The organism is Mycobacterium gordonae (assembly GCF_001417955.2).
Classification (GTDB): domain Bacteria; phylum Actinomycetota; class Actinomycetes; order Mycobacteriales; family Mycobacteriaceae; genus Mycobacterium; species Mycobacterium gordonae_B.
On the sequence record NZ_LKTM01000113.1, the window covers coordinates 32,027 to 51,915 of the forward strand.

The following is a 19,889-nucleotide window of genomic DNA, read 5'->3' on the forward strand; positions in this document are numbered from 1 at the left end:
TTACCTTCAGCGTGATGTTAACTATTGCGCCGCTGTGGGCCACGCTTCGGTGCTGACCGACGGGCGCAGGGAACTGTAATTGTCCTCATCGCGGTCGTGCCGGTGGGTCGACCCGAAGATGAACGCGGCGACCAGGAAAGCCAATGTCAGGGTACTGACCACGAGGCCGGCAATCGCGAGACCGCGACCGCCTTCACCGGTCCGCCTGACCTGGCCGAGCCCCACCACGCCGAATATCAGGCCGAGGATACTTCCCAGGCCACAGGTGAAGAATCCCGCGATCGCGGCGACGAACGACGCGATTGCCAGTGCGTTCGTCCTCGGCGCCACATAGGGCGGCGGGGGATAGCCGTATGCGCCGTAACCGCCCGGCACCGGTGGTGGATATCCCGGTGGCGGAAAGTTGGGCGGTTGTTCCGTCACGGGGACCTCCACACGGTTCGCAGCCAGCGTGCACTGGTGCAGCGCCTCAAACTCTACTCCGCGTGCCGATCTCGGAATACTCTCCCGCCCGCGGGCTGGCCCGGCCGCTCGATGGCCCGGAGGCCTAACGAAAAGACCAGGCGCACATCAGGATCGGCCAGGGAGGTGGACATCAGCTGTTCGATTCGCCGTACCCGGTAGCGGACCGTGTTGGGATGTACCTGCAGCCAACTCGCTGCGGCGGCGATGTCGCCGAAGCAGTCCAGGTAGGCGTGCAGCGTCTCCGCCAGCACCGGATCCTGTGCGTTGAGCTGACGTATTCGCGGGTCGACCAGCCGCTCGTCGGCCCCGATCAGGGTGACGATCTCGTCGAGCAGCACCGTGGTGCGCGCCTCGGCCAGCGAGGTCACCCGGCCGAATGAGACCGGGTGACGCTCGGCGCTGTCCAGCACCCGGTCCACCTCGGCACGAGCAGCGGCCACGGCGGCCAGACCATGGACCGGCGCCGCGATGGCCGCCCGCAATTCGACGTTCAACTCGGTGCGAAGCGCACCGATCGTGCCGCGCACCCATGAGGCGACCGACCGGGTCTTCGAGATCCGCGGAAGCAAGGCGTAGATGCGGGAACCGTTCGACGCCACCTGCGCGTCCCGCCGAAAAGCACTGGCGCTCAACGCGACAACGTCGGCAAGCCGGGCCTGACGGTCACTGCCGCTGATGGTGTCCCAACCGATCACCGCGCCGATTCCGTCGATCGGCAACCCGAGGTCGCGCGCGTGCTCGGATACGTCGCCCGGGTCGCCCTGACCCAGTCCGAGGAGTTGCTGCACCTGCCGGACATGCGGGGCCGGCCGGGCCGCCAGCCGGGCCATGATCCTGGCGGCCAGCACCGCGGCGCCCCGCAACATCTCCTCGGCGTCCTCGGCCAGTGGCTGCGAACCCTGCTGCACCCAGATGGTCCCCGCGAAGGTGGGCGGGCGCGATCGATGGATGCCGATGGCCAGCCGCGGGCGCAATCCCAGCTCGGGCCGTGCTTTGACGCGCACCACGTCGCCACCGGATCGCAGCTCGTCGAAGATGCCCCACTGGCCGATCCATTGCAGGTGCTCCGGTGGCCCGGCGCGGCCCAGGATCGAAAGCCGCCGCAACTCATCGGCCTCGTCGCTGGAGGCCGAGTAGGCCAGTACATGGGACTGGGCGTCCTCGATGCTGACCATGCCGTGGATGCGGTCGGCCAGGGACTGGGCCAGACCGAACAGGTCGGTGCCGGAGTCCTCGTGCGGGTCGGCACGGTCCCCGTGGTGCTCCAGGACGTGGTTGACCAGCTGATAGATCCGCTCCCACCGGGCCTGGGGTTCGACGGCCACCACGGCGGCACCGACTCTGGCGGCCTTGGCCACCAGCTCATCGGAGGGGTGCTTGACGAAGATCGCCACCGGCACGCTGACCTGGTTGCCGATCCAGCGCACCGCGTCGTCGTCGGTCACCCCGACGAAGAAGAACACGTCGGCCGAACCGGCGGCCCGTGCCAGGCCCAGCCGGACGTCATCGGTGTCGATCATCGCGGCTGATGCCACGGGGAGATCCAGGCCGCGGGGCGCCTGCACCAGGCTGACCATGGTGGCGTCCAGCGCGAGAAGTAGCTGACCGAGCGCGATCCCCGCCATTTGTCGGATTCTACTAGCTTAATCGCTATATCTTGTCTGATCAGCCAACCGATCGGTGCGCCCGCCCGGGGATTCTGACGGAATGGACGCGATCACCCAGGTACCCCTGCCGGCCAACGAGCCGGTGCACAACTACGCACCGAAGTCTCCGGAACGCACCCGCCTGCGCGCCGCACTGACAGACCTGACCGACCACCCGATCGACCTGCCGCACGTGATCGCGGGCGAACACCGGATGGGCGCCGGTGAGCGGATCAATGTGGTCAAGCCGCATCGACACGCCGCCACGTTGGGGACGCTGACCAACGCCGGACACGCGGACGCTGTTGCCGCCATCGAGGCGGCCTGTGCCGCCAAAGCAGCGTGGGCGGAAACGCCGTTCGAGGAACGCGCCGCGGTGTTCCTGCGGGCGGCCGACCTGCTGGCCGGACCGTGGCGGGAAAGGATCGCGGCCGCCACCATGCTGGGTCAGTCGAAGTCGGTGTATCAGGCCGAAATCGACGCACCGTGCGAGCAGATCGACTTCTGGCGGTTCAATGTCGCATTCGCTCAGCAGATTTTGGCGCAGCAGCCCATCAGCGGGCCGGGGGAGTGGAACCGCAGCGACTACCGGCCGCTGGACGGCTTCGTCTACGCGATCACGCCGTTCAACTTCACCTCCATCGCCGCCAACCTGCCGACTGCTCCGGCGCTGATGGGCAACACGGTGATCTGGAAGCCGTCGATCACGCAGACGCTGTCGGCCTACCTGACCATGCAACTGCTGGAGGAGGCGGGGTTGCCGCCCGGTGTGATCAATCTGCTGACCGGAGACGGGTTGGCGGTATCGGATGTGGCGCTTCATGATTCGCGGCTGGCCGGAATTCACTTCACCGGATCGACAGCGACGTTCCAGCACCTGTGGCAGCAGGTCGGTGCGAATATCGCTGGTTACCAGAGTTATCCGCGTCTGGTGGGAGAGACGGGTGGAAAGGACTTCGTGCTGGCCCATCCGTCGGCACGTCCGGATGTGTTGACCACGGCCCTGATTCGGGGTGCGTTTGATTACCAGGGGCAGAAATGCTCGGCGGCTTCGCGGGCGTTTATCGCCCACTCGGTGTGGCAGCGGATGGGCGACGATTTTCTGGGCAGCGCGGGGTCGCTGCGCTACGGCGACGTCACCGACCTGTCCAACTTCGGCGGCGCCCTGATCGACCGGCGTGCCTTCACCAAGAACGTCGACGCCATCGAGCGGGCCAAGGGCGCCGCCGGTGTCACTATCGCCGTGGGTGGCGAATACGACGACAGCGAAGGCTATTTCGTGCGCCCCACCGTACTGCTGTCCGACGACCCGACCTATGAGGCGTTCGCCACCGAGTACTTCGGGCCGCTGCTGGCGGTGCACGTGTACCCCGACGACCAGTACGACCGGATACTCGATGTGATCGACACCGGGTCGCGGTACGCGCTGACCGGAGCGGTGATCGCCGACGACCGCCAGGCCGTGCTGACCGCCCAGCGCCGGTTGCGTTTCGCCGCAGGCAATTTCTACGTCAACGACAAGCCGACCGGTGCCGTGGTGGGGCGTCAGCCCTTCGGTGGTTCACGTGGCTCCGGCACCAACGACAAGGCGGGTTCACCGCTGAACCTGTTGCGCTGGACATCGGCGCGCACCCTGAAGGAGACGTTCGTGCCGGCGACCGACCACACCTACCCGCACATGGCGGCGGAGTGATGTCCGGGGTATTCGCGCACACGATGCGCCCGGCGATGCTGGCGGCCAGCCGGGCCGACAGGTTGCGGCATGTCGTGGAACGCTCCGCCTTGACCCAACGGGTGGTGCGCCGGTTCGTGCCGGGGGAGACGTTGAGCGGTGTGCTGGAAGTAGTTGCCGCGCTGCGTGATTCCGGGCGCTCTATCAGCATCGACTATCTGGGCGAGAACGTCGCCGACGCCGACGGCGCGGCGGCCACCGTGCAGGCGTACCTCGACCTGCTCGACGCGCTGGGACGCCGTGACGACCGCGTGTTCGACGGGGTGCGTCCGCTGGAGGTGTCGGTGAAGCTGTCGGCGCTGGGGCAGTCGCTGGATCGTGACGGCCAGAAGATCGCGCTGGACAATGCCCGCACCATCTGCGAGCGGGCCGAGGCGGTCGGCGCCTGGGTCACGGTGGACGCCGAGGACCACACCACCACCGATTCGACGCTGTCGATCTCGGGTGACCTTCGGGTCGATTTCCCCTGGCTGGGAACGGTGTTGCAGGCTTATCTGCGCCGTACGCCCGGTGACTGCGCCGAGTTGGCGTCCGTGGGTGCACGGGTTCGACTGTGCAAGGGCGCTTATGACGAACCGGCTTCGGTGGCCTATCGGGCCGCCGCCGACGTCACCGATTCCTATCTGCGCTGCCTGCGCGTGCTGATGGCCGGCCGCGGGTATCCGATGGTGGCTTCCCACGATCCGGCGATCATCGATGCGGTATCTGCCCTGGCAAGCGAATTCGGCTGCGATGCTTACGAATACCAGATGCTGTACGGGATCCGGGACGACGAGCAGTTGCGGTTAGCGGGCGATGGCAACCGGGTGCGGGTGTATGTGCCCTTCGGCACGCAGTGGTACGGCTACTTCATGCGGCGACTGGCCGAGCGGCCGGCGAACCTGGCGTTCTTCCTGAGGGCGCTATCGGCGCATTGAGTGTGCGCCCACTGCGTCGAGTGTGCGGCCACTGCGCTGGAATCGCGATCTGGGCACAGTCACTGCACACTCAAAGCCGTAGCTGCACAGTCGATATGGTCGGGCAGCCTTCAGCGTGGTCGGGACGCGCCGCGGACCGGACGCTCGCTGGCGAAGCCGCGCACTGCGAAAGCGCTGACGAACTCGGCGACCACGGCAGGGTTGTCGATGTCCCGCACCGGTGATGCGGTGCTGAACAGGGAGAACAATATGCGCGCGAACCATTCTCCGGCCGCCTGCACATCGAGGTCTTTGCGTACCTCGCCGGTGAGCTTGGCAGCCGAGAGATAGGGCGCGAAGAAGTCGATGCATTCGCGCAGCAGCACCGCGGCGTCCTTGGTGAGCAGCAGGCTGATCGCGTCTTCGTCGAAGTACTCCTCGGAGGCGATGGCGCGCCGCGCCTGGCTGACGAAAACCGCTGCGTTGCAGAGTTTCTCCTCCAGTGAACCGCCGCGGGCCATGGCGCGGGACATCTCCCGGTAGAACTGCTCGGAGGCGTGCTCGGCGCAGGCTTCCAGGATCGCCCCTTTGTCCCGGAAGTACTCGTAGATCGTGCTTCGCGAGACATTGGCCTCCCGCGCGATGTCGACGATCGTCGTCTTCAGCAGCCCGTGTTGACGGAAACACGCATACGCGGCATCGAGGATGAGTTCGCGCGTATCGGTCCCAGTGGGCGCTTGAGTCATGACAGCACCTAGTCGGCGCCGGCCAGGATGAGGCCGCTGGTGGGTACACCCGTGCCAGAGGTGACCAGAACGTGTTCGACATGCTGCACCTGGTTGTAGGACGTGCCGCGGATCTGACGAACGCCTTCGGTGATGCCGTTCATGCCGTGGATGTACGCCTCGCCGAGCAACCCGCCGTTGGTGTTGATCGGGAATTCGCCACCCAGCGAGAGCCTTTCGATGGTGGCGAAATCCTTCGCCTCGCCTCGGCCGCAGAAGCCCAGCTCTTCCAGTTGGGTGAACACGAATGGGGTGAAATGGTCGTAGATGAACGCGGTCTGGATGTCGGCGGGCTTGAGGCCCGAGTCGCGCCACAGCCGCTCGGCGACGACGCCCATCTCGGGCAGCCCGGTGATGTCGTCGCGGTAGTAACTCGTCATCATCTCGCCGTTGGCCGCCGCGCCTTGGGCGGCGGCGGTGATGACGGCCGGGGGCTGGCGCAGGTCCCGCGCGCGTTCGGCGCTGGTGATCACCAGCGCGACGCCGCCGTCGCTCTCCTGGCAGCAATCCAGCAGGCGCAGCACCGGTTCGATGATCCAGCGCGAATTCTGATGGTCCTCCAGCGTGATCGGGCGCTCGTAGAACCACGCGTCGGGGTTGCGGGCGGCGTGCGCACGGTCGACGACGGCGATGCGCCCGAAGTGTTCGTTGGTGACCCCGTAGGTCGACATGTAGCGCTGGGCGTGCATCGCCACCCACGCCGCCGGGGTGAGCAGTCCGAACGGCGCGTAGTGCGCCATGAACAGCGGGGTCCCCAGGTCGGTGCGGCCGCTGCCGCCGAAGCGGAAGCCGGAGCGCTCGTTGAAGGCGCGCCAGCACACCACCGCGTCGGCGACGCCGGTCGCGACAGCCATCGCGGCGTGCACGACGGTGCCCGCCGCCGCGCCGCCGCCGTGGTGAACCCGGCTGAAGAAGCTCAGGTCGCCGATGCCGACGTTGCGGGCGATGTCGATCTCGTCGCTGGAGTCCATGGTGAAGGTGACCATGCCGTCGACGTCGCTGGGAGCCAGACCGGCGTCGTCGAGCGCGGCGCTGACCGCTTCGCACGCCAGTTGCAGTTCGCTGCGCCCGGATTCCTTCGAGAACTCCGTCTGGCCGATGCCCACGATGGCGGCCGCGCCGGGCAGGGTTCCGCTCATCAGGCGGCTCCGTCCAGCAGGCTGAGCACCGCGGTTCCCGAGACGTGGTTGCCGAGGCTGTTGGCCGCCTGGAACGTCACTTCGACGAAGTTCTCTCCGTCAGTGCCTTCGGTCTTGCCGGTCACCGTGCCCGTGAAGCGCAGCGGGTCGTCCGGAAAACACGGCACGCCAAGGCGAATCGACAACTTCTTGACCATCGCGTCGGGCCCGGCCCAATCGGTGAGGAATCGCACGCAGTAACCGTTGCTGGTCAGGATGTTCATGAACAGGTTGGGCGAACCCTGCTTATTGGCGTAGTCGCGGTCGTGATGCACGGGCATGAAGTCCCGGGAAGCGATCGCACCGGCGACGATCATCGTTGTGGTGATCGGGATTTCCATCGGGGTGACTTCGTCGCCCTCGGAGATGTCCTGCCACCTGAGAGTGGTGGTGCGGCTGTCGGTGGTGGTCATGCGGGTCCTTCCGAATCCGTCGCGCCATACGTCGCGCCAAGGTGGGCAAGCTGCTGGGACGCCGGGCCGAGGGTGAGTTCGTTGTGCTTGGCCCACAGGAAATAGCGGTGCAGGGGATACGTGGTGTCGATCCCGATGCCGCCATGCACGTGTTGCGCCGTGGCGGCCACCCGGGCGCCTGCCTCGGCCGCCCAGAATTTGGCGATGCGGGCCGCGCGGTCGGCGGGTCGCCCGTTGGCCAGCAGCCACGCCGCATGCCAGGTGGTCCACCGGATCGCTTCGACATCGATGAAGGCGTCGGCCATCCGCTGCTGCACGGCCTGAAAGCTGCCTATCGGCCGGCCGAACTGCTCACGCTCGCTGGTATAGCGGGCGGCGATATGCAGCGCCCGGTCGACGACGCCGAGCTGAATGGCGCACAGCGCGATCAGGGCACGGGTGTAGAGCGACTCGATGTCACCGTCAAGCCGGTCTTGCCCGGAAACCGCTGCACCGTCCAGAAATACGTCGGCATGCGGCTCGCGGCTGGTGGTCGGCACCGGCCGCACCTCGACGCCGTGAGCGTCGGTGGCCACCAGGAAAATCGCTGCGTCGCCGTCCTCGGTAGTGGCCGGAATCAGCAGGGTGTCGGCCAGTTGCGCGGCGGGGACCAGTTCCTTCGCCCCGTCGAGGCGCCATGTCGTTCCATCGCGCCGGGCGGTGGTCGCCGGAAACCTCGGATCGGAGCGACCCGGTTCGGCCAGGCCCGCGGTGAGGATGCGGTCGCCGGCCACCACGTCGGGCAGGTAGCGGCGCTGTTGGTCCGGACTACCGTGGCGGGCAATGGGATCGGCACCCAGCGCCAGAGTGGCGTAGGCCGGCACCGGGGCCACGGCCCATCCGACCTCGGCCAGCAGCACCCCGAGTTCCAGGAAGCCGCCGCCGTTTCCGCCCACCGATTCCGGCAGCGCGGTGCCGAGCAGGTCGATGGCGCCCAGTTCCTTCCACAGCGCCTCGTCATAACGGACGCCGGCTTCGAGTTCGGTCAGCCGGTCGGGGGTGGCGCGCCGCTCGAACAACTCGCGGGCCAGCTTGGCGACCGTCTCCTGCTCTTCGGTGAAGGTGAAGTCCATGGCTAGCTACTCGGCCGGAACTGGTGCAGCACCAGATCGTTGTCGAAATTCTGGAAGTAGACCTCGACCGGCATTCCGACGGTGACGTCGGCGGGGTCGATGTCGGTCAGGTTGGAGACCAACCGGATGCCTTCCTCGAGTTGCACCAGCGCCACCACGTAGGGGTAGTCGAAGAACGGGAACCGTGGCTCGTGCGGCATCACGTAGCTGTAGACGGTGCCCCGGCCTGATGACTCGATGGGCTCCCACTCCAGCGAGCGGCAGTGCGGACACATCGGCCGGGGCGGGTGGCGCAGCGCACCGCAGCCGCTGCAGCGCTGGATCAGGAGCTTGTTGTCCCGCAACCCGTTCCAGAAGAACTCGGTGTCGGGGCTGATCGTCGGCGGCAGTCGGGTGGCCATCAGTTGGCCGGCCTGAATCGAAGGACCCGGAATCGTTGCCGGCCAAGCACTTCACCGTGCTGATCGGTATAGGTGGTCAACCAGGTCAGAAAGAAACCGGTGCCCAACGCCGTCGTCTTCTCGTCGGAGACCGATTCGTACACGGCAGTCGAGCTGATCACATCGCCCAGCTTCGGATAGCGTTCGATCTCGAACTCCGAATTGGTGGCCACCGTGCTGGTGTAGCCGGCCTCGTCCAGGAAAGCCGTTGGATTGGACTTGATTTCGACCGGGGCGCCGCCGCGGTCACCGATACCCTCCAGCTTCGGGGAGGGCATGATCCAGGTCTGCAGCATGACCGGCGGCGACACGATGCCACCGAACCTCGACGTCGCCGCGAAATCCGGGTCGATGTAGACGGGATTGAAATCAGCGAGCGCATAGGCCCAGTGCCGGATCATCGGCTGATTGACCGGATCGGGCGCCAGCTGGGGCTTTCCGGTTCCGCCGGTGGGCTGGCCGACCAGTGCCCGCACCTTGGCTTGCAGCTCAGCGTCTGTCACTGAGATCCTCCTGATTTCTCGGTTGCTCGAAGATCACGCGGTGCCCGTGGCATGCCCAGGCCGGCCATGGCGATGATGTCACGCTGAATCTCGTTGGCGCCGCCCCCGAAGGTGTTGATGACGGCCTGCCGATAGGCGGATTCCAGCGCGCCTCGCAGCGGCGCCTGCGCCCCGCGCCGTATCCCGTTGCCGTCCAACACTTCCAGCAGCTGCCGGGCTACTTGCTGGGTGAGTTCGGTGCCGAACACCTTGGCCGCCGACGCTTCACCCATGTTGAGGATGCCCTTGGTCATCGCGGCGTTCACTCGCAGGTTGACCAGTTTGTAGGCGGCGACCTGTGCTTCGACCCGGGCCAGAGCCTGCTGCACCCAGGGCTGGTCGATCACCCTGGCGCCGTCGAGTTCGGTGTCGGTGGCCCACCGTAGGGTCCTTTCGAACAGCGGCTCGAGCGCGCCGAGGTTGCCCAGCGCGGCGCGTTCGAAGTTCAGCTGGGTGGTGATCAGCTGCCACCCCTGGTTCTCTTCGCCGACCAGCGCGCTCACCGGTACCCGGACGTTGTCGTAGAACGTGTAAAAGGTGGAGATGCCGGGCATGGTGTGCAGGGGTTGCCAGGAGAAACCGGGCGAGGAGGTGGGCACGATGAGGATCGAAATACCTTTGTGCTTCTTGGCATTCGGATCGGTGCGGACCGCCAGCCAGATGTAGTCGGCATAGGCGGCGCCGCTGGTGAACATCTTCTGGCCGTTGATCACGTACTCGTCACCGTCACGGACCGCGGTGGTGCGCACCGACGCCAGATCACTGCCCGCCCCGGGTTCGGAGTAACCGATGGCGAACTCGACGCTGCCGTCGAGGATGGCCGGCAGAAACCGTCGCTTCTGTTCCTCGGTGCCTTGCTGCATCAGCGTCGGGCCCACCGTATTGAGCGTCACCAACGGGATCGGTGCGCCCACCCGGCGGGCCTCCTCGGAGAAGATGAATTGCTCGATCGCCGAGAAGCCGCGTCCGCCATACTCTTCAGGCCACCCGACGCCGAGCAGATCGGCCTGCGCCAGCGCGCGCACGGTGTCGCGCACCGCGGGACCGCCTTCGATGTTGTCGCCGATCGCCGCTATGCGCTCAGGCGTCATCACCCGCTCCAGCGTCGCGCGCATCTCGGCGCGCAACTGCTCCTGCTCGGGTGTGTACTCGAGGTGCACCGGCTCAGACCCCCAGCCGCACGGGCATCCGCTTGACCCCCGGCACCATGGTGGCTTTCATGCGGTCGACGTCGCCGACCAGTTCGAGCCGGGGATAGCGACGCAACAACTCCTCGAAGAACACGGTGGCTTCCAGCCGTGCCAATTGCGCTCCGATGCACGAGTGTTCGCCGCACCCGAACGCGATGTGCGGGTTGGGGTGACGCGTCACCTTGAACTCTTCGGAGTCGGCGCCGAACACATCCTCGTCCCGGTTGGCCGACCCGTACAGCATGGTGACCACCTGACCCGCGCGGATCAGCCGGCCACGAATCTCGGTATCGGTCGTCGCCACCCGCGACATGCTGACCACCGGGCTGGTCCACCGCAGCATCTCCTCGACGGCGCCGGGGATCAGCGTCGGGTCCTCGATCAGCAACCGGCATTGGTCGGGGTGCTCGATCAATGCGAGGGTGCCCAGGGCGATCAGGTTGCGGGTGGTCTCGTTTCCGGCGACGAGTAGCAGGAACGAGAAATTCAGCAGGTCCTCGTCGGTGAGCCGGTGTTCGTCGATCTCGGCTTCGGCCAGTACCGACAGCAGGTCATTACGCGGTTCGACACGGCGTGCGGCGATGAGCTTCTGAAAGTATTCGAACAGCTGACCGATCGCCACGAATGCGTCGAGTTCGATCTCGGGATCGGCCGTGCCGGTGGCGGCGTCCGACCAGGCGCGGAACTGCTCCCAGTCCTGTGCCGGAGCGCCGATCAGCTCGGCGATCATCCTGGTGGGCAACGGAGCCGCGATCTCCTCGGCGAATTCGTGCACGGAGCCGGGTTCCACCTGATCGAGGATGCCGCGCACGATTTCGCGGATCTTCGGTTCGAGCACCGCCACACGCCGCCTGGTGAAGCCCGAGTTGATCAGCTTGCGCATCTGCCGGTGCCGCGGCGGATCGGTGAAGATGAGGTTGCCCTCCTGAACCGGGTTGAGCACGTTCGGATCCGGTATCGAGATGCCTTTGGTCGAGGTGAAGAGCGCCGGGTTGCTCGAGACGTAGCGGATGTCCTCGTACTTCAACAGGGCCCAGAATTCGGTCACGTCGTTCCAGTGCACCGGGGAGGTCGCGCGCAGCTCCCGGTACGCCGGGTAGGGGTCACCGGCATAGAAATCGGGGGAGTGCAGCGGAGCATCGGTGAGCACGGCGAGCCTCCCTGCGATCCGACACATCGACATGAAGTGTCCTGTGGATCGTGTCTACTCTGAGGCGCGCACCGATGTCAACATACGGGCAACACATTGAAATGGAGCGCAATTCAACGCGGGGCTATGATTGACCCCGAGTCTCGGCGGGTGTACACCAGGTTGGTAGATGACCGACTTTTAGGGTGAGGAAGCAGATGGCCGAACTACCGCCCACCGGACTGATCGACACCTATCAGCTCTACATCGACGGCCGTTGGGTGGAGCCAGAAAACGGCCGCTACGACGACATCTCGCCGTCCACCGAGCAGGTCATCGCCACCGCGCCGGACGCGAGCGTCGGCCAGGTCAGTGCCGCGGTCGATGCCGCGCGCCGGGCATTCGACGAAGGGCCGTGGGCCACCATGAGTGCGGAGGAGCGCGGAAACTGCCTGAGCCAGCTCGGCGACGCACTGCTGAAGTACGCGGACGACTTCTTCGCGCTGTCCCAGGTGGAGTGGGGCTGCACCGCCAACGAGCGGATGATGCAGATCGACGGCGGGGCGTTCATGTCCATGCACTCCGCGCAACTTGCCACGCAACTGGCCGACGAGACGGTCACCGGGATCGGTGCCGGAAAGACGGTGCTGCGTCACGTCCCGCTGGGCGTCGTATCGGTCCTGACGCCGTGGAACTTCCCGCACCTGCTCAATGTCATGAAGCTCAATCACGCGCTGACCGCGGGCAACACCGTCGTCCTCAAGCCGTCCCCGCTGACACCGCTGGCCGGGTTGGCCCTCGCCCGAATCATCGACGAGCACACCGACTTTCCGCCCGGCGTGATCAATGTCGTCACCCCGTCGGGCATCGAGGCGGCCCAACTGCTCACCACCGATCCGCGGATCGACATGGTCAGCTTCACCGGCAGTACCGTTGTCGGCCGCCAGGTCATGTCCGCGGCGGGAGACTCGCTGAAGCGGCTGCTGCTGGAGCTCGGTGGCAAGTCCGCCTGCATCATCCTCGACGACGCCGAGGTCACCGACGATATGTTGCAGCAGATGCTGTTCGACTGTTGCTCACTGCATTCCGGGCAGGCCTGCATTCTGCAGAGCAGGCTCTTGGTACCCGATTCGCTGCACGACGACGTCGTGGAACGACTGGTCACATTGGCGCGGGCGGTGAATGTCGGCGACCCGACCGACCTCGACGTGCAGATGGGTCCGTTGATCAGCGACGCGCAGCGCGGCCGGGTCGAAGCGCACGTCGCCGGGGCGTTAGGCGAGGGCGCCAGCCTGGCCACCGGCGGCGGCCGCCCGGCCGGCCTGGACACCGGCTTCTACTTCGAGCCGACGATCCTGACCGGCGTCGAGCCTGACTTCGCGATCGCGCAGGAAGAAGTCTTCGGGCCGGTGCTGAGCGTGCTGCGGTACCGCGACGAGGACGACGCGGTCGCGATCGCCAACAACTCCAGTTACGGCCTGTCCGGCTCGGTGTGGGGTGGCGACGTGGATCGCGCGGTGGGCGTCGCCCGCCGCATCCGGACCGGGCAGGTCGCGGTCAACGGGTGCGGGCCCGGCGCCGCGCCCTTCGGTGGTTTCAAGCTCAGCGGTCTGGGTCGCGAGGGCGGCGGCATCGGCGGGGTTTACCAGTACATGGAGCAAATGGCGATCGGGGTTCCCGCGTGAGTGGACCCCTCACGGGGCTCCATGTCGTCGAAATCGCCACTCAGATCTCCGGGCCTTACGCCGCAAAGCTTTTCGTCGATCTGGGCGCTGAGGTCATCAAAATCGAAGCGCCCGAGGGCGATCCGTTGCGGCGCTGGGGGCCCTTCCCCGTCGGCGTAACCGGGGAACAGGGCGGGTTGTTCGAGTACCTCAACGCCGGCAAGTGCGGCGCCACACTCGATCTCGGGACACCGGCCGGGCAGGAGGCCGCCCGCGAGCTGATCGCCGGCGCGCATGTCCTGATCGAGAACCTACCCCCCGGCACGCTTGCGGCGTCGGGGCTGGTGCCCGCGTCGTCGAACCTGGTCCAGGTCAGCATTTCTCACTTCGGACAGACCGGCCCGTGGCGGGACCGGTCCGCCACCCCGCTGACCATGCAGGCGGTGTCTGGCTGGATCAGTGCGCGCGACCCGCGGCGCGCGCCGGTGCAGGCCGGCGCACGGATATCGGAGTACATCGCGGGCGCCTACGCCGCGCTGGGCGCGTTGACGGCGCTGCGGCTCGGCGGTCCCGGCCGCGTGGTCGACGTGTCCGAGTTCGAGTCGCTGCTGTCCACGCTGCCATACCCGATGTTGATGGCCGAGCGGATGCGCAGTCTGGGGCTGCCGCCGAATGTGCGGTCCGCGCCGATGCTGGGCGTGGTGGCCGCGGCCGACGGCTGGGTGGGAATCAACTGTCTGACCGGGCAACACTGGCTCGACGTGTGCGCGATGCTCGGGCTGACCGAGTACGCCGAACACCAGATCGCGATCATGCTCGGCGGTCCCGAACGCGCGGCGTTCTTCGCCGAGGCGGAGCCGCTGCTGGCAGAGCGCACCGTCGCCGAGACCGTCGAGCTGTGTCAAGCCATGCGCATCCCGGCCGCACCGGTCAACGACGGCGCCACCGTGCTGGACTGCCCGCAGTACGCCAAGCGGGGCTTCTTCCTCGAGACCGCCGGTTTCCGCCGACCCGGCGCGCCGTTCCGGATGTCGAAGACCCCGGTCGGGCCGTCCCGTCCGGCGCCCCGGCCCGGTGCAAGGGCCGCATGGTCCGGTCGCGCCGAGTCTTTCTCGCCGGCACCGGATTTGATGCCCTTCGCCGGGCTGCGGGTGCTGGACCTGAGCACCTTCTGGGCCGGTGCCTATCTCACCTGCTACCTGGGCGCCTTCGGCGCCGACGTCGTCAAGGTCGAGTCGATCCAGCGACCCGACGGGCACCGCTATTCGGGCGCCTATCCCTTCGAAGGCGAGGACTGGTACGAGCGCAGCGCCCTGTGGCAGGCCACCAACCTCAACAAGAGGGACATCACCCTGGACCTGACGTCGCAGCGGGGACGTGAGATCGCCCGCCGCCTGGCCGCCGACGCCGACATCGTCGTGGAGAACTTCTCCCCGCGCGTGGTGGAACAGTTCGGTCTGGACTACGCGTCGCTGATCGCGATAAAGCCGGACGTGATCGCGGTCCGCATGCCGGGCTTCGGGCTGGAAGGCCCGTGGCGCGACTACGTCGGGTGGGCGCTGAACATCGAACAGACGTCCGGGATGACCGCCGCCACCGGCTATCCCGACGGGCCGCCGTGCAATCTGCAGGGGCCGGCCGATCCCGTCGTCGGTGTGCACGCCGCGGTGGCGCTGCTGGCAGCCCTGGAGCACCGGCGCCGGACCGGCGAGGGCCAATTGATCGAGATCGCCCAGATCGAGGTCGCCGCGTGCGTCACCGCCGAACCGGTTATCGAGTACTCGATGACCGGCGCGGTCCGGCCTCGTGCGGGCAACCGGATGAGGGGCTACCTGCAGGGTGTGTACCCGACGGTCGACGAGGACGTGTGGGTCGCGGTGTCGGTACCCGATGAGGGGGTGCTCGATCACGACATGTTCGACGAGCTGGTCGGGAGTTGGACCGGCACCCAGACGGCCGATAAAGTCGTTGAAACGCTTCGCGCGCAAGGAATCCCGGCCGAGCGGCTGGCCACCGGCGATCGGATGTACGACTTCGCGCAACTCGACGCCCGGCGGTTCTACGAAGAGTTCAACCATCCGGTCACCGGGCCGCGGCGATATCCCGGCTGGCCGTTTCGCATAGTGCCGGGACCGGCCGGCCACCACCGCACGGGCGCGGCGACATTGGGCCGGCACAACGACGAGATCCTGCGCGGCCTGGGCCTGTCCGACGACGACCTGGCCGCCCTGCGGGAGCAACGGGTGATCGGGGAGCGGGTGCTCGGCGGCTGACGTTCCAGCGCCGAGCGTGAAGCTGGCTGCACAGTCGGCGGCGAGGGTGAAGCCAGCCGCACGCTCGGCGTGCGGGTTGGGCGCGATCTAACGTGACGGAGTGACGTGGAAGAGATGCGAGGGTAAGGCCATTGCGGACAGTGCCCTCGGCGAAGACGCGCGGGACGCGCAGCTGGAGGACTACATCCGCATGCAGAACCCGCAGCTGACCGACATCCGACTGGCGGGTGCCACGCCGTTGGAGGAGTCGGATTCCAGCGTGCAGCCGCCCCGGCGGTGGTATCGCGTCGTCTACCTGGCCAACGACTGACGAGGCTCTGAACTGCGCCGATCCGTAATCTGATGCAAAAGTGTATCGGATATCACGTTCCGAAACGGGGCGAAAGGGGTGCATCGCGACCCGTCCGCATGACAAGCTGCACGGCATGGTTGTCGCGATCGCCCGCCCCAAGATCGAAGGAAGCATCGCCGTCGGTGAAGACCGCCAGATCGGTTTCGCCGAATTCGGCGCGCCGCAGGGACGCGCGGTCTTCTGGCTGCACGGCACACCGGGCGCGCGCCGGCAGATCCCGACCGAGGCCCGCGTCTACGCCGACCACCACAATGTCCGTCTGATCGGCGTCGACCGGCCCGGGATCGGCTCGTCGACCCCCTATCAGTACGAGGCCGTCGCCGCGTTCGCCGACGACCTGCGCGCAATCGCCGACACCCTGGGCATCGACAAGATGGCCGTCGTCGGATTGTCCGGCGGGGGTCCGTACGCGCTCGCCTGCGCCGCCGGGCTGGCCGATCGGGTCGTCGCTGCCGGAGTGCTCGGCGGTGTGGCGCCGACCCAGGGCCCCGACGCGATCAGCGGCGGCCTGATGAACCTCGGGCTGCGGGTCGCGCCGTTGCTGAGGCTGGGCGGTAATCCGCTGCGGCTGGGGGCGAGCCTGATGATCCGCGCCGCGCGCCCGATCGCGTCCCCGGCGCTCGACGTCTACGCCCTGCTCTCACCCGAGGCCGACCGGCATCTGCTCACCCGGCCCGAATTCAAGGCGATGTTCCTCGACGACCTGCTCAACGGCAGCCGCAAGCAGCTCGCGGCGCCGTTCAACGACGTGATCGTCTTCGCCCGCGACTGGGGATTCCGGCTCGACGAAGTCACGGTCCCGGTCCGCTGGTGGCACGGCGACCACGACCACATCATCCCGTTCTCCCACGGCGAGCACGTCGTGTCGCGGTTGCCCAACGCCGAGCTGTTCCATCTCCCCGGCGAAAGTCATCTCGCCGGTCTGGGCCGCGGCGAGGAGATTCTGGCCACCCTGATGAAGGTCTGGGACGAGGAGGCTTGATCATGCTGGCCGACGCCGCCGACCCGGGCGTGGACCGTCCCGTGTGGTCCGGCCACACCACTGCCGTGGCCCCGGGAGTGGGCCTCTGGCTCACCGACGTCCCGCGCGCCGTGATCGAGTACGGCCAATTGGTCGCCGCGCTGCCGCTGCGGCGCGCGCTCCCGGCCGGCGACGGGCATCCCGTGCTGGTGCTGCCCGGCCTGCTCGCCGGCGACGGCACCACCTGGACCCTGCGCCGCCTGCTGACCCGCCTCGGTTATCAGGCGCACGGGTGGGGGCTCGGCGTCAACGTCGGGCCGACGACCAAGGTGGTCGCCGGTATGACCGCGCTTCTCGACGAGCTGCACGACCGGTATAACGCTCCGGTCAGCCTGATCGGCTGGAGCCTGGGCGGCATCTTCGCGCGCCGGCTGGCCCGCCGCAGTCCGTCGGCGGTCCGCCAGGTGATCACCCTCGGCAGCCCGTACCGCATGCAGCACGAAGGCCAATCCCGGGCCGCGCGCCACTTCAACCTGTTCGCGCGCCTGCACGCGGAACGGCACGAGCTGCCGCTGTCGATGGAGAACGAGCCCCTGCAGGTGCCGGCGACGTCGATCTACTCGCGCTATGACGGCATGGTCGCGTGGCAGACGTGTGTCGATGCCGCGTCCGACCGTGCGGAGAACATCGAGGTGCTCAGCAGTCACATCGGGTACGGCCATCACCCGGCCACCGTCTGGGCGATCGCGGACCGGCTGGCGCAACCGGCCGGCAGTTGGGCCCCTTTCAGGCCGCCGGCGGCACTGCGTCCGTTGTTCCCCAAGCCGCACGGGTAGCCTCCCAGACGTGTTGCTGAGCTCGCTGAATCCCTCGGCCGTCACCGCCACCGACATCCCCGACGCGGTCAGCATCGACGGGTTCACCCTCAGTCGCAGTGATCTGGTCGGCGCCGCGACGTCGGTCGCCGAACGGGTGGCCGGCGCCAACAGGGTGGCCGTGTTGGCCGCACCGACCGCATCGACGGTGCTGGCGATCACCGGGTGCCTGATCGCCGGTGTGCCCGTCGTCCCGGTGCCGGCCGACGTCGGCGTGGCCGAGCGCCGCCACATGCTCACCGACTCCGGCGCCCAGGCATGGCTCGGGCCGACGCCGGAGGATCCAGAAGGCTTGCCGCACATCCCGGTTCGGCTGCACGCGCGATCCTGGCACCGGTACGCCGAGCCGTCACCGGAGTCGGTGGCGATGGTGGTGTACACATCGGGCACCACCGGATTGCCCAAGGGCGTGCAAGTCAGCCGGCGAGCGATCGCCGCAGACCTCGACGCGCTGGCCGACGCGTGGGAGTGGACACCGGACGACGTGTTGGTGCACGGGTTGCCGCTCTATCACATCCACGGTCTGGTGCTCGGCATGCTCGGGTCCCTGCGGGTGGGAAATCGCTTCGTGCACACCGGAAAACCGACGCCGGGCGGCTACGCTGCCGCTCGCGGGACGTTGTACTTCGGGGTGCCGACGGTGTGGTCGCGGGTGGCGGCCGACGCCGCCGCCGCCGAAGCGCTGCGGCCGGCCCGTCTGCTGGTATCCGGCAGCGCGGCGCTGCCCGTCCCGGTGTTCGAGCGACTCGAGCAGTTGACCGGGCACCGGCTCATCGAACGCTACGGCGCATCGGAGTCGCTGATCACGTTGTCCACGCGCGCCGACGGGGAACGGCGTCCGGGCTGGGTGGGTCTGCCCTTGGCCGGCGTGCAGACGCGGCTGATCGACGACCACGGTGAGCCGGTGCCCCACGACGCGGAAACCGTCGGCAAGCTCCTCGTTCGGGGCCCGACGCTGTTCAACGGCTACCTGAACCGGCCCGAGGCCACCGCCGAGGCGTTCGACCCCGACGGCTGGTACCGCACCGGCGACGTGGCGGTTGTGGACAGTGGCGGCATGCACCGCATCGTGGGGCGCGAGTCCGTCGACCTGATCAAGTCCGGCGGCTACCGGATCGGCGCGGGGGAGATCGAGACCGTGCTGCTCGGGCATCCCGGTGTGGACGAAGTCGCGGTGGTCGGGCCGCCGGATGAGGACCTGGGGCAGCGGATCGTTGCGTACGTGGTCGGCTCCGCGGATGCAGACGAGCTGATCAACTTTGTCGCGCAACAGCTTTCGGTGCACAAGCGGCCGCGCGAGGTGCGCTTCGTCTCCTCGCTGCCCCGCAACGCGCTGGGCAAGGTGCTGAAAAAGCAGTTGCTCGCCGAAGGTTGACCGGCGTGACCCTGGCTGCGGCTACGGGACCAGTGCCCAGAATGGATGGGTGACCGACCAGACCGGGTGGGTCAGATCGTCGGTGTAGTGGTAGATCGGGTGCGTCGGCGGCGGAGTGGGGCGCATCGGCGCGACCGGTGAATGCATCGGTCCGATGTTGGGCTGGCCGGGGGCGGCCGCGGCCACCGCGGGACCTCCCAGGGCGGCCGCCAGGGACAGTCCGGCGGCACACAGCACCCCCGCCGACAAGGTACGGATGTTCGACATTTCGTGCTCCCTTCTCAAATAATTGTCAATCGTAGTTGACAATCACCACGTTAGGCCCTGGTCCGGTAGCTTGTCAATAATGGTTGACGAGCAGACGTCGCGCTCACCGCAGACCGAACTCGGTCAGAACATGCGGATGGCCTGGTGGAGTTACGTCACTCGGCTCGACACCGATATGGAAGCGGCCGGGTTCCCGGAGCGACGCTTCGCGATGAACTACGTGTTCGCCCTTTATGCGCAGCCCGGGCCGATGACGATCTCGGAGATCGGACGACAATTCGACGTCTCGCGCCAGGCGGCCAGCAAACTCGTCGGCGAACTGCGCCGCGACGGCTACGTGGAGACCGAGGTATCGGCGACCGACCAGCGCGAGAAGGTGGTGGTGCTAACGCCGAAGGCGATCGAGTACGTCACCGCCCGCCGGCGCGCGGCGGCCGAGCTCGACCACGCAATCGCCGGGCGCGTCGGGGAATCCGGTCTCGCCGAGTTGCAGCGGCTGCTGCACGCGGTCGGCGACGTGGCGACGGCAGGAATCGACTACGACCCCAGCAACGTGTACAAATCACCCAGGCTCTGGGGATAGCACGCGCCGTA

Annotated in this window: 20 protein-coding genes; 9 read left to right on the plus strand and 11 right to left on the minus strand. The window is 67.4% G+C overall.

The genetic code is table 11. The features are described from left to right. Positions 1 to 21 precede the first annotated feature (21 nt). Together AO501_RS12155 and AO501_RS12160 are read right to left on the minus strand one after the other, a co-directional pair. Positions 22 to 423, minus strand: coding sequence for a DUF4190 domain-containing protein (locus AO501_RS12155; RefSeq protein ID WP_231752459.1), 402 nt, complete (start codon positions 421 to 423; stop codon positions 22 to 24). 53 nt (positions 424 to 476) lie between these two features. After that, positions 477 to 2,090, minus strand: coding sequence for a PucR family transcriptional regulator (locus AO501_RS12160; protein WP_055577966.1), 1,614 nt, complete (start codon positions 2,088 to 2,090; stop codon positions 477 to 479). A gap of 82 nt (positions 2,091 to 2,172) precedes the next feature. On the opposite strand from AO501_RS12160, the gene pruA reads away from it, so the two are divergent. Continuing rightward, complete coding sequence (gene pruA / locus AO501_RS12165) at positions 2,173 to 3,804, plus strand: L-glutamate gamma-semialdehyde dehydrogenase (protein ID WP_055577967.1); 1,632 nt, start codon at positions 2,173 to 2,175, stop codon at positions 3,802 to 3,804. Beyond that, entirely contained in the window at positions 3,804 to 4,760 is a 957-nt protein-coding gene (locus tag AO501_RS12170) for a proline dehydrogenase family protein (protein ID WP_055577968.1), read from the plus strand. Before pruA ends, AO501_RS12170 begins: the two co-directional genes overlap by 1 nt. Before the next feature lie 110 nt (positions 4,761 to 4,870). Here AO501_RS12170 and AO501_RS12175 read toward each other — a convergent pair whose 3' ends face one another. The 8 genes from AO501_RS12175 to AO501_RS12210 are packed head-to-tail and all read right to left on the minus strand — an operon-like array spanning position 4,871 to position 11,576. Next, the gene (locus AO501_RS12175; RefSeq protein ID WP_055577969.1) at positions 4,871 to 5,485 is read right to left on the minus strand and encodes a TetR/AcrR family transcriptional regulator; all 615 of its coding nucleotides are present in this window, start codon (positions 5,483 to 5,485) and stop codon (positions 4,871 to 4,873) included. Between the two features lie 8 nt (positions 5,486 to 5,493). Next, a complete protein-coding gene (locus tag AO501_RS12180; protein ID WP_055577970.1) occupies positions 5,494 to 6,663 on the minus strand; it encodes a lipid-transfer protein in 1,170 nt (389 codons plus the stop codon). Next, a complete protein-coding gene (locus tag AO501_RS12185) occupies positions 6,663 to 7,115 on the minus strand; it encodes a MaoC family dehydratase (RefSeq protein WP_055577971.1) in 453 nt (150 codons plus the stop codon). Before AO501_RS12185 ends, AO501_RS12180 begins: the two co-directional genes overlap by 1 nt. After that, complete coding sequence (locus tag AO501_RS12190) at positions 7,112 to 8,227, minus strand: acyl-CoA dehydrogenase family protein (RefSeq protein WP_055577972.1); 1,116 nt, start codon at positions 8,225 to 8,227, stop codon at positions 7,112 to 7,114. The genes AO501_RS12185 and AO501_RS12190 overlap by 4 nt, the downstream gene beginning before the upstream one ends. Before the next feature lie 2 nt (positions 8,228 to 8,229). Beyond that, complete coding sequence (locus tag AO501_RS12195; RefSeq protein WP_055577973.1) at positions 8,230 to 8,628, minus strand: Zn-ribbon domain-containing OB-fold protein; 399 nt, start codon at positions 8,626 to 8,628, stop codon at positions 8,230 to 8,232. Further along, positions 8,628 to 9,170: an FAS1-like dehydratase domain-containing protein gene (locus AO501_RS12200; RefSeq protein ID WP_055577974.1), complete on the minus strand. Its 543-nt coding sequence runs from the start codon at positions 9,168 to 9,170 to the stop codon at positions 8,628 to 8,630. The genes AO501_RS12195 and AO501_RS12200 overlap by 1 nt, the downstream gene beginning before the upstream one ends. Next, the gene (locus AO501_RS12205; protein WP_082658578.1) at positions 9,167 to 10,369 is read right to left on the minus strand and encodes an acyl-CoA dehydrogenase family protein; all 1,203 of its coding nucleotides are present in this window, start codon (positions 10,367 to 10,369) and stop codon (positions 9,167 to 9,169) included. The genes AO501_RS12200 and AO501_RS12205 overlap by 4 nt, the downstream gene beginning before the upstream one ends. 4 nt (positions 10,370 to 10,373) lie before the next feature. Then, positions 10,374 to 11,576, minus strand: a complete 1,203-nt coding sequence (locus AO501_RS12210) for a cytochrome P450 (protein WP_055578011.1) — start codon at positions 11,574 to 11,576, stop codon at positions 10,374 to 10,376. A 170-nt stretch (positions 11,577 to 11,746) separates the two neighbouring features. Here AO501_RS12210 and AO501_RS12215 point away from each other — a divergent pair, with 170 nt between their 5' ends. The 6 genes from AO501_RS12215 to AO501_RS12240 all read left to right on the plus strand — a co-directional run bounded on the left by AO501_RS12215 (position 11,747) and on the right by AO501_RS12240 (position 19,028). Continuing rightward, complete coding sequence (locus tag AO501_RS12215) at positions 11,747 to 13,213, plus strand: aldehyde dehydrogenase family protein (RefSeq protein ID WP_055577975.1); 1,467 nt, start codon at positions 11,747 to 11,749, stop codon at positions 13,211 to 13,213. Then, positions 13,210 to 15,465: a CaiB/BaiF CoA transferase family protein gene (locus AO501_RS12220; protein ID WP_055577976.1), complete on the plus strand. Its 2,256-nt coding sequence runs from the start codon at positions 13,210 to 13,212 to the stop codon at positions 15,463 to 15,465. The genes AO501_RS12215 and AO501_RS12220 overlap by 4 nt, the downstream gene beginning before the upstream one ends. 100 nt (positions 15,466 to 15,565) lie before the next feature. After that, a complete protein-coding gene (locus AO501_RS12225) occupies positions 15,566 to 15,775 on the plus strand; it encodes a hypothetical protein (RefSeq protein WP_055577977.1) in 210 nt (69 codons plus the stop codon). A gap of 115 nt (positions 15,776 to 15,890) precedes the next feature. After that, the gene (locus AO501_RS12230) at positions 15,891 to 16,799 is read left to right on the plus strand and encodes an alpha/beta fold hydrolase (protein WP_055577978.1); all 909 of its coding nucleotides are present in this window, start codon (positions 15,891 to 15,893) and stop codon (positions 16,797 to 16,799) included. A 2-nt stretch (positions 16,800 to 16,801) separates the two neighbouring features. Continuing rightward, on the plus strand, positions 16,802 to 17,614 hold the full coding sequence (locus AO501_RS12235) for an esterase/lipase family protein (RefSeq protein ID WP_231752461.1): 813 nt from the start codon (positions 16,802 to 16,804) through the stop codon (positions 17,612 to 17,614). A gap of 10 nt (positions 17,615 to 17,624) precedes the next feature. Then, entirely contained in the window at positions 17,625 to 19,028 is a 1,404-nt protein-coding gene (locus tag AO501_RS12240; RefSeq protein ID WP_055577979.1) for an acyl-CoA synthetase, read from the plus strand. A 21-nt stretch (positions 19,029 to 19,049) separates the two neighbouring features. Here the strand turns inward: AO501_RS12240 and AO501_RS12245 are convergent, their stop codons facing one another. Next, positions 19,050 to 19,295 (minus strand): hypothetical protein, encoded by a 246-nt coding sequence (locus AO501_RS12245; protein WP_055577980.1) that lies wholly within the window; start codon positions 19,293 to 19,295, stop codon positions 19,050 to 19,052. Positions 19,296 to 19,374: 79 nt separating this feature from the next. On the opposite strand from AO501_RS12245, the gene AO501_RS12250 reads away from it, so the two are divergent. Further along, positions 19,375 to 19,878: a MarR family winged helix-turn-helix transcriptional regulator gene (locus tag AO501_RS12250; protein WP_055577981.1), complete on the plus strand. Its 504-nt coding sequence runs from the start codon at positions 19,375 to 19,377 to the stop codon at positions 19,876 to 19,878. Positions 19,879 to 19,889 lie beyond the last annotated feature (11 nt).

Coding starts and splice junctions, on each gene's coding strand:
- AO501_RS12160 (WP_055577966.1), bottom strand. CDS start 2,090: ATGGCGGGGATCGCGCTCGGTCAGCTACTTCTCGCGCTGGACGCCACC.
- pruA (WP_055577967.1), top strand. CDS start 2,173: ATGGACGCGATCACCCAGGTACCCCTGCCGGCCAACGAGCCGGTGCAC.
- AO501_RS12170 (WP_055577968.1), top strand. CDS start 3,804: ATGTCCGGGGTATTCGCGCACACGATGCGCCCGGCGATGCTGGCGGCC.
- AO501_RS12175 (WP_055577969.1), bottom strand. CDS start 5,485: ATGACTCAAGCGCCCACTGGGACCGATACGCGCGAACTCATCCTCGAT.
- AO501_RS12180 (WP_055577970.1), bottom strand. CDS start 6,663: ATGAGCGGAACCCTGCCCGGCGCGGCCGCCATCGTGGGCATCGGCCAG.
- AO501_RS12185 (WP_055577971.1), bottom strand. CDS start 7,115: ATGACCACCACCGACAGCCGCACCACCACTCTCAGGTGGCAGGACATC.
- AO501_RS12190 (WP_055577972.1), bottom strand. CDS start 8,227: ATGGACTTCACCTTCACCGAAGAGCAGGAGACGGTCGCCAAGCTGGCC.
- AO501_RS12195 (WP_055577973.1), bottom strand. CDS start 8,628: ATGGCCACCCGACTGCCGCCGACGATCAGCCCCGACACCGAGTTCTTC.
- AO501_RS12210 (WP_055578011.1), bottom strand. CDS start 11,576: ATGTGTCGGATCGCAGGGAGGCTCGCCGTGCTCACCGATGCTCCGCTG.
- AO501_RS12215 (WP_055577975.1), top strand. CDS start 11,747: ATGGCCGAACTACCGCCCACCGGACTGATCGACACCTATCAGCTCTAC.
- AO501_RS12230 (WP_055577978.1), top strand. CDS start 15,891: ATGGTTGTCGCGATCGCCCGCCCCAAGATCGAAGGAAGCATCGCCGTC.
- AO501_RS12235 (WP_231752461.1), top strand. CDS start 16,802: ATGCTGGCCGACGCCGCCGACCCGGGCGTGGACCGTCCCGTGTGGTCC.
- AO501_RS12245 (WP_055577980.1), bottom strand. CDS start 19,295: ATGTCGAACATCCGTACCTTGTCGGCGGGGGTGCTGTGTGCCGCCGGA.
- AO501_RS12250 (WP_055577981.1), top strand. CDS start 19,375: ATGGTTGACGAGCAGACGTCGCGCTCACCGCAGACCGAACTCGGTCAG.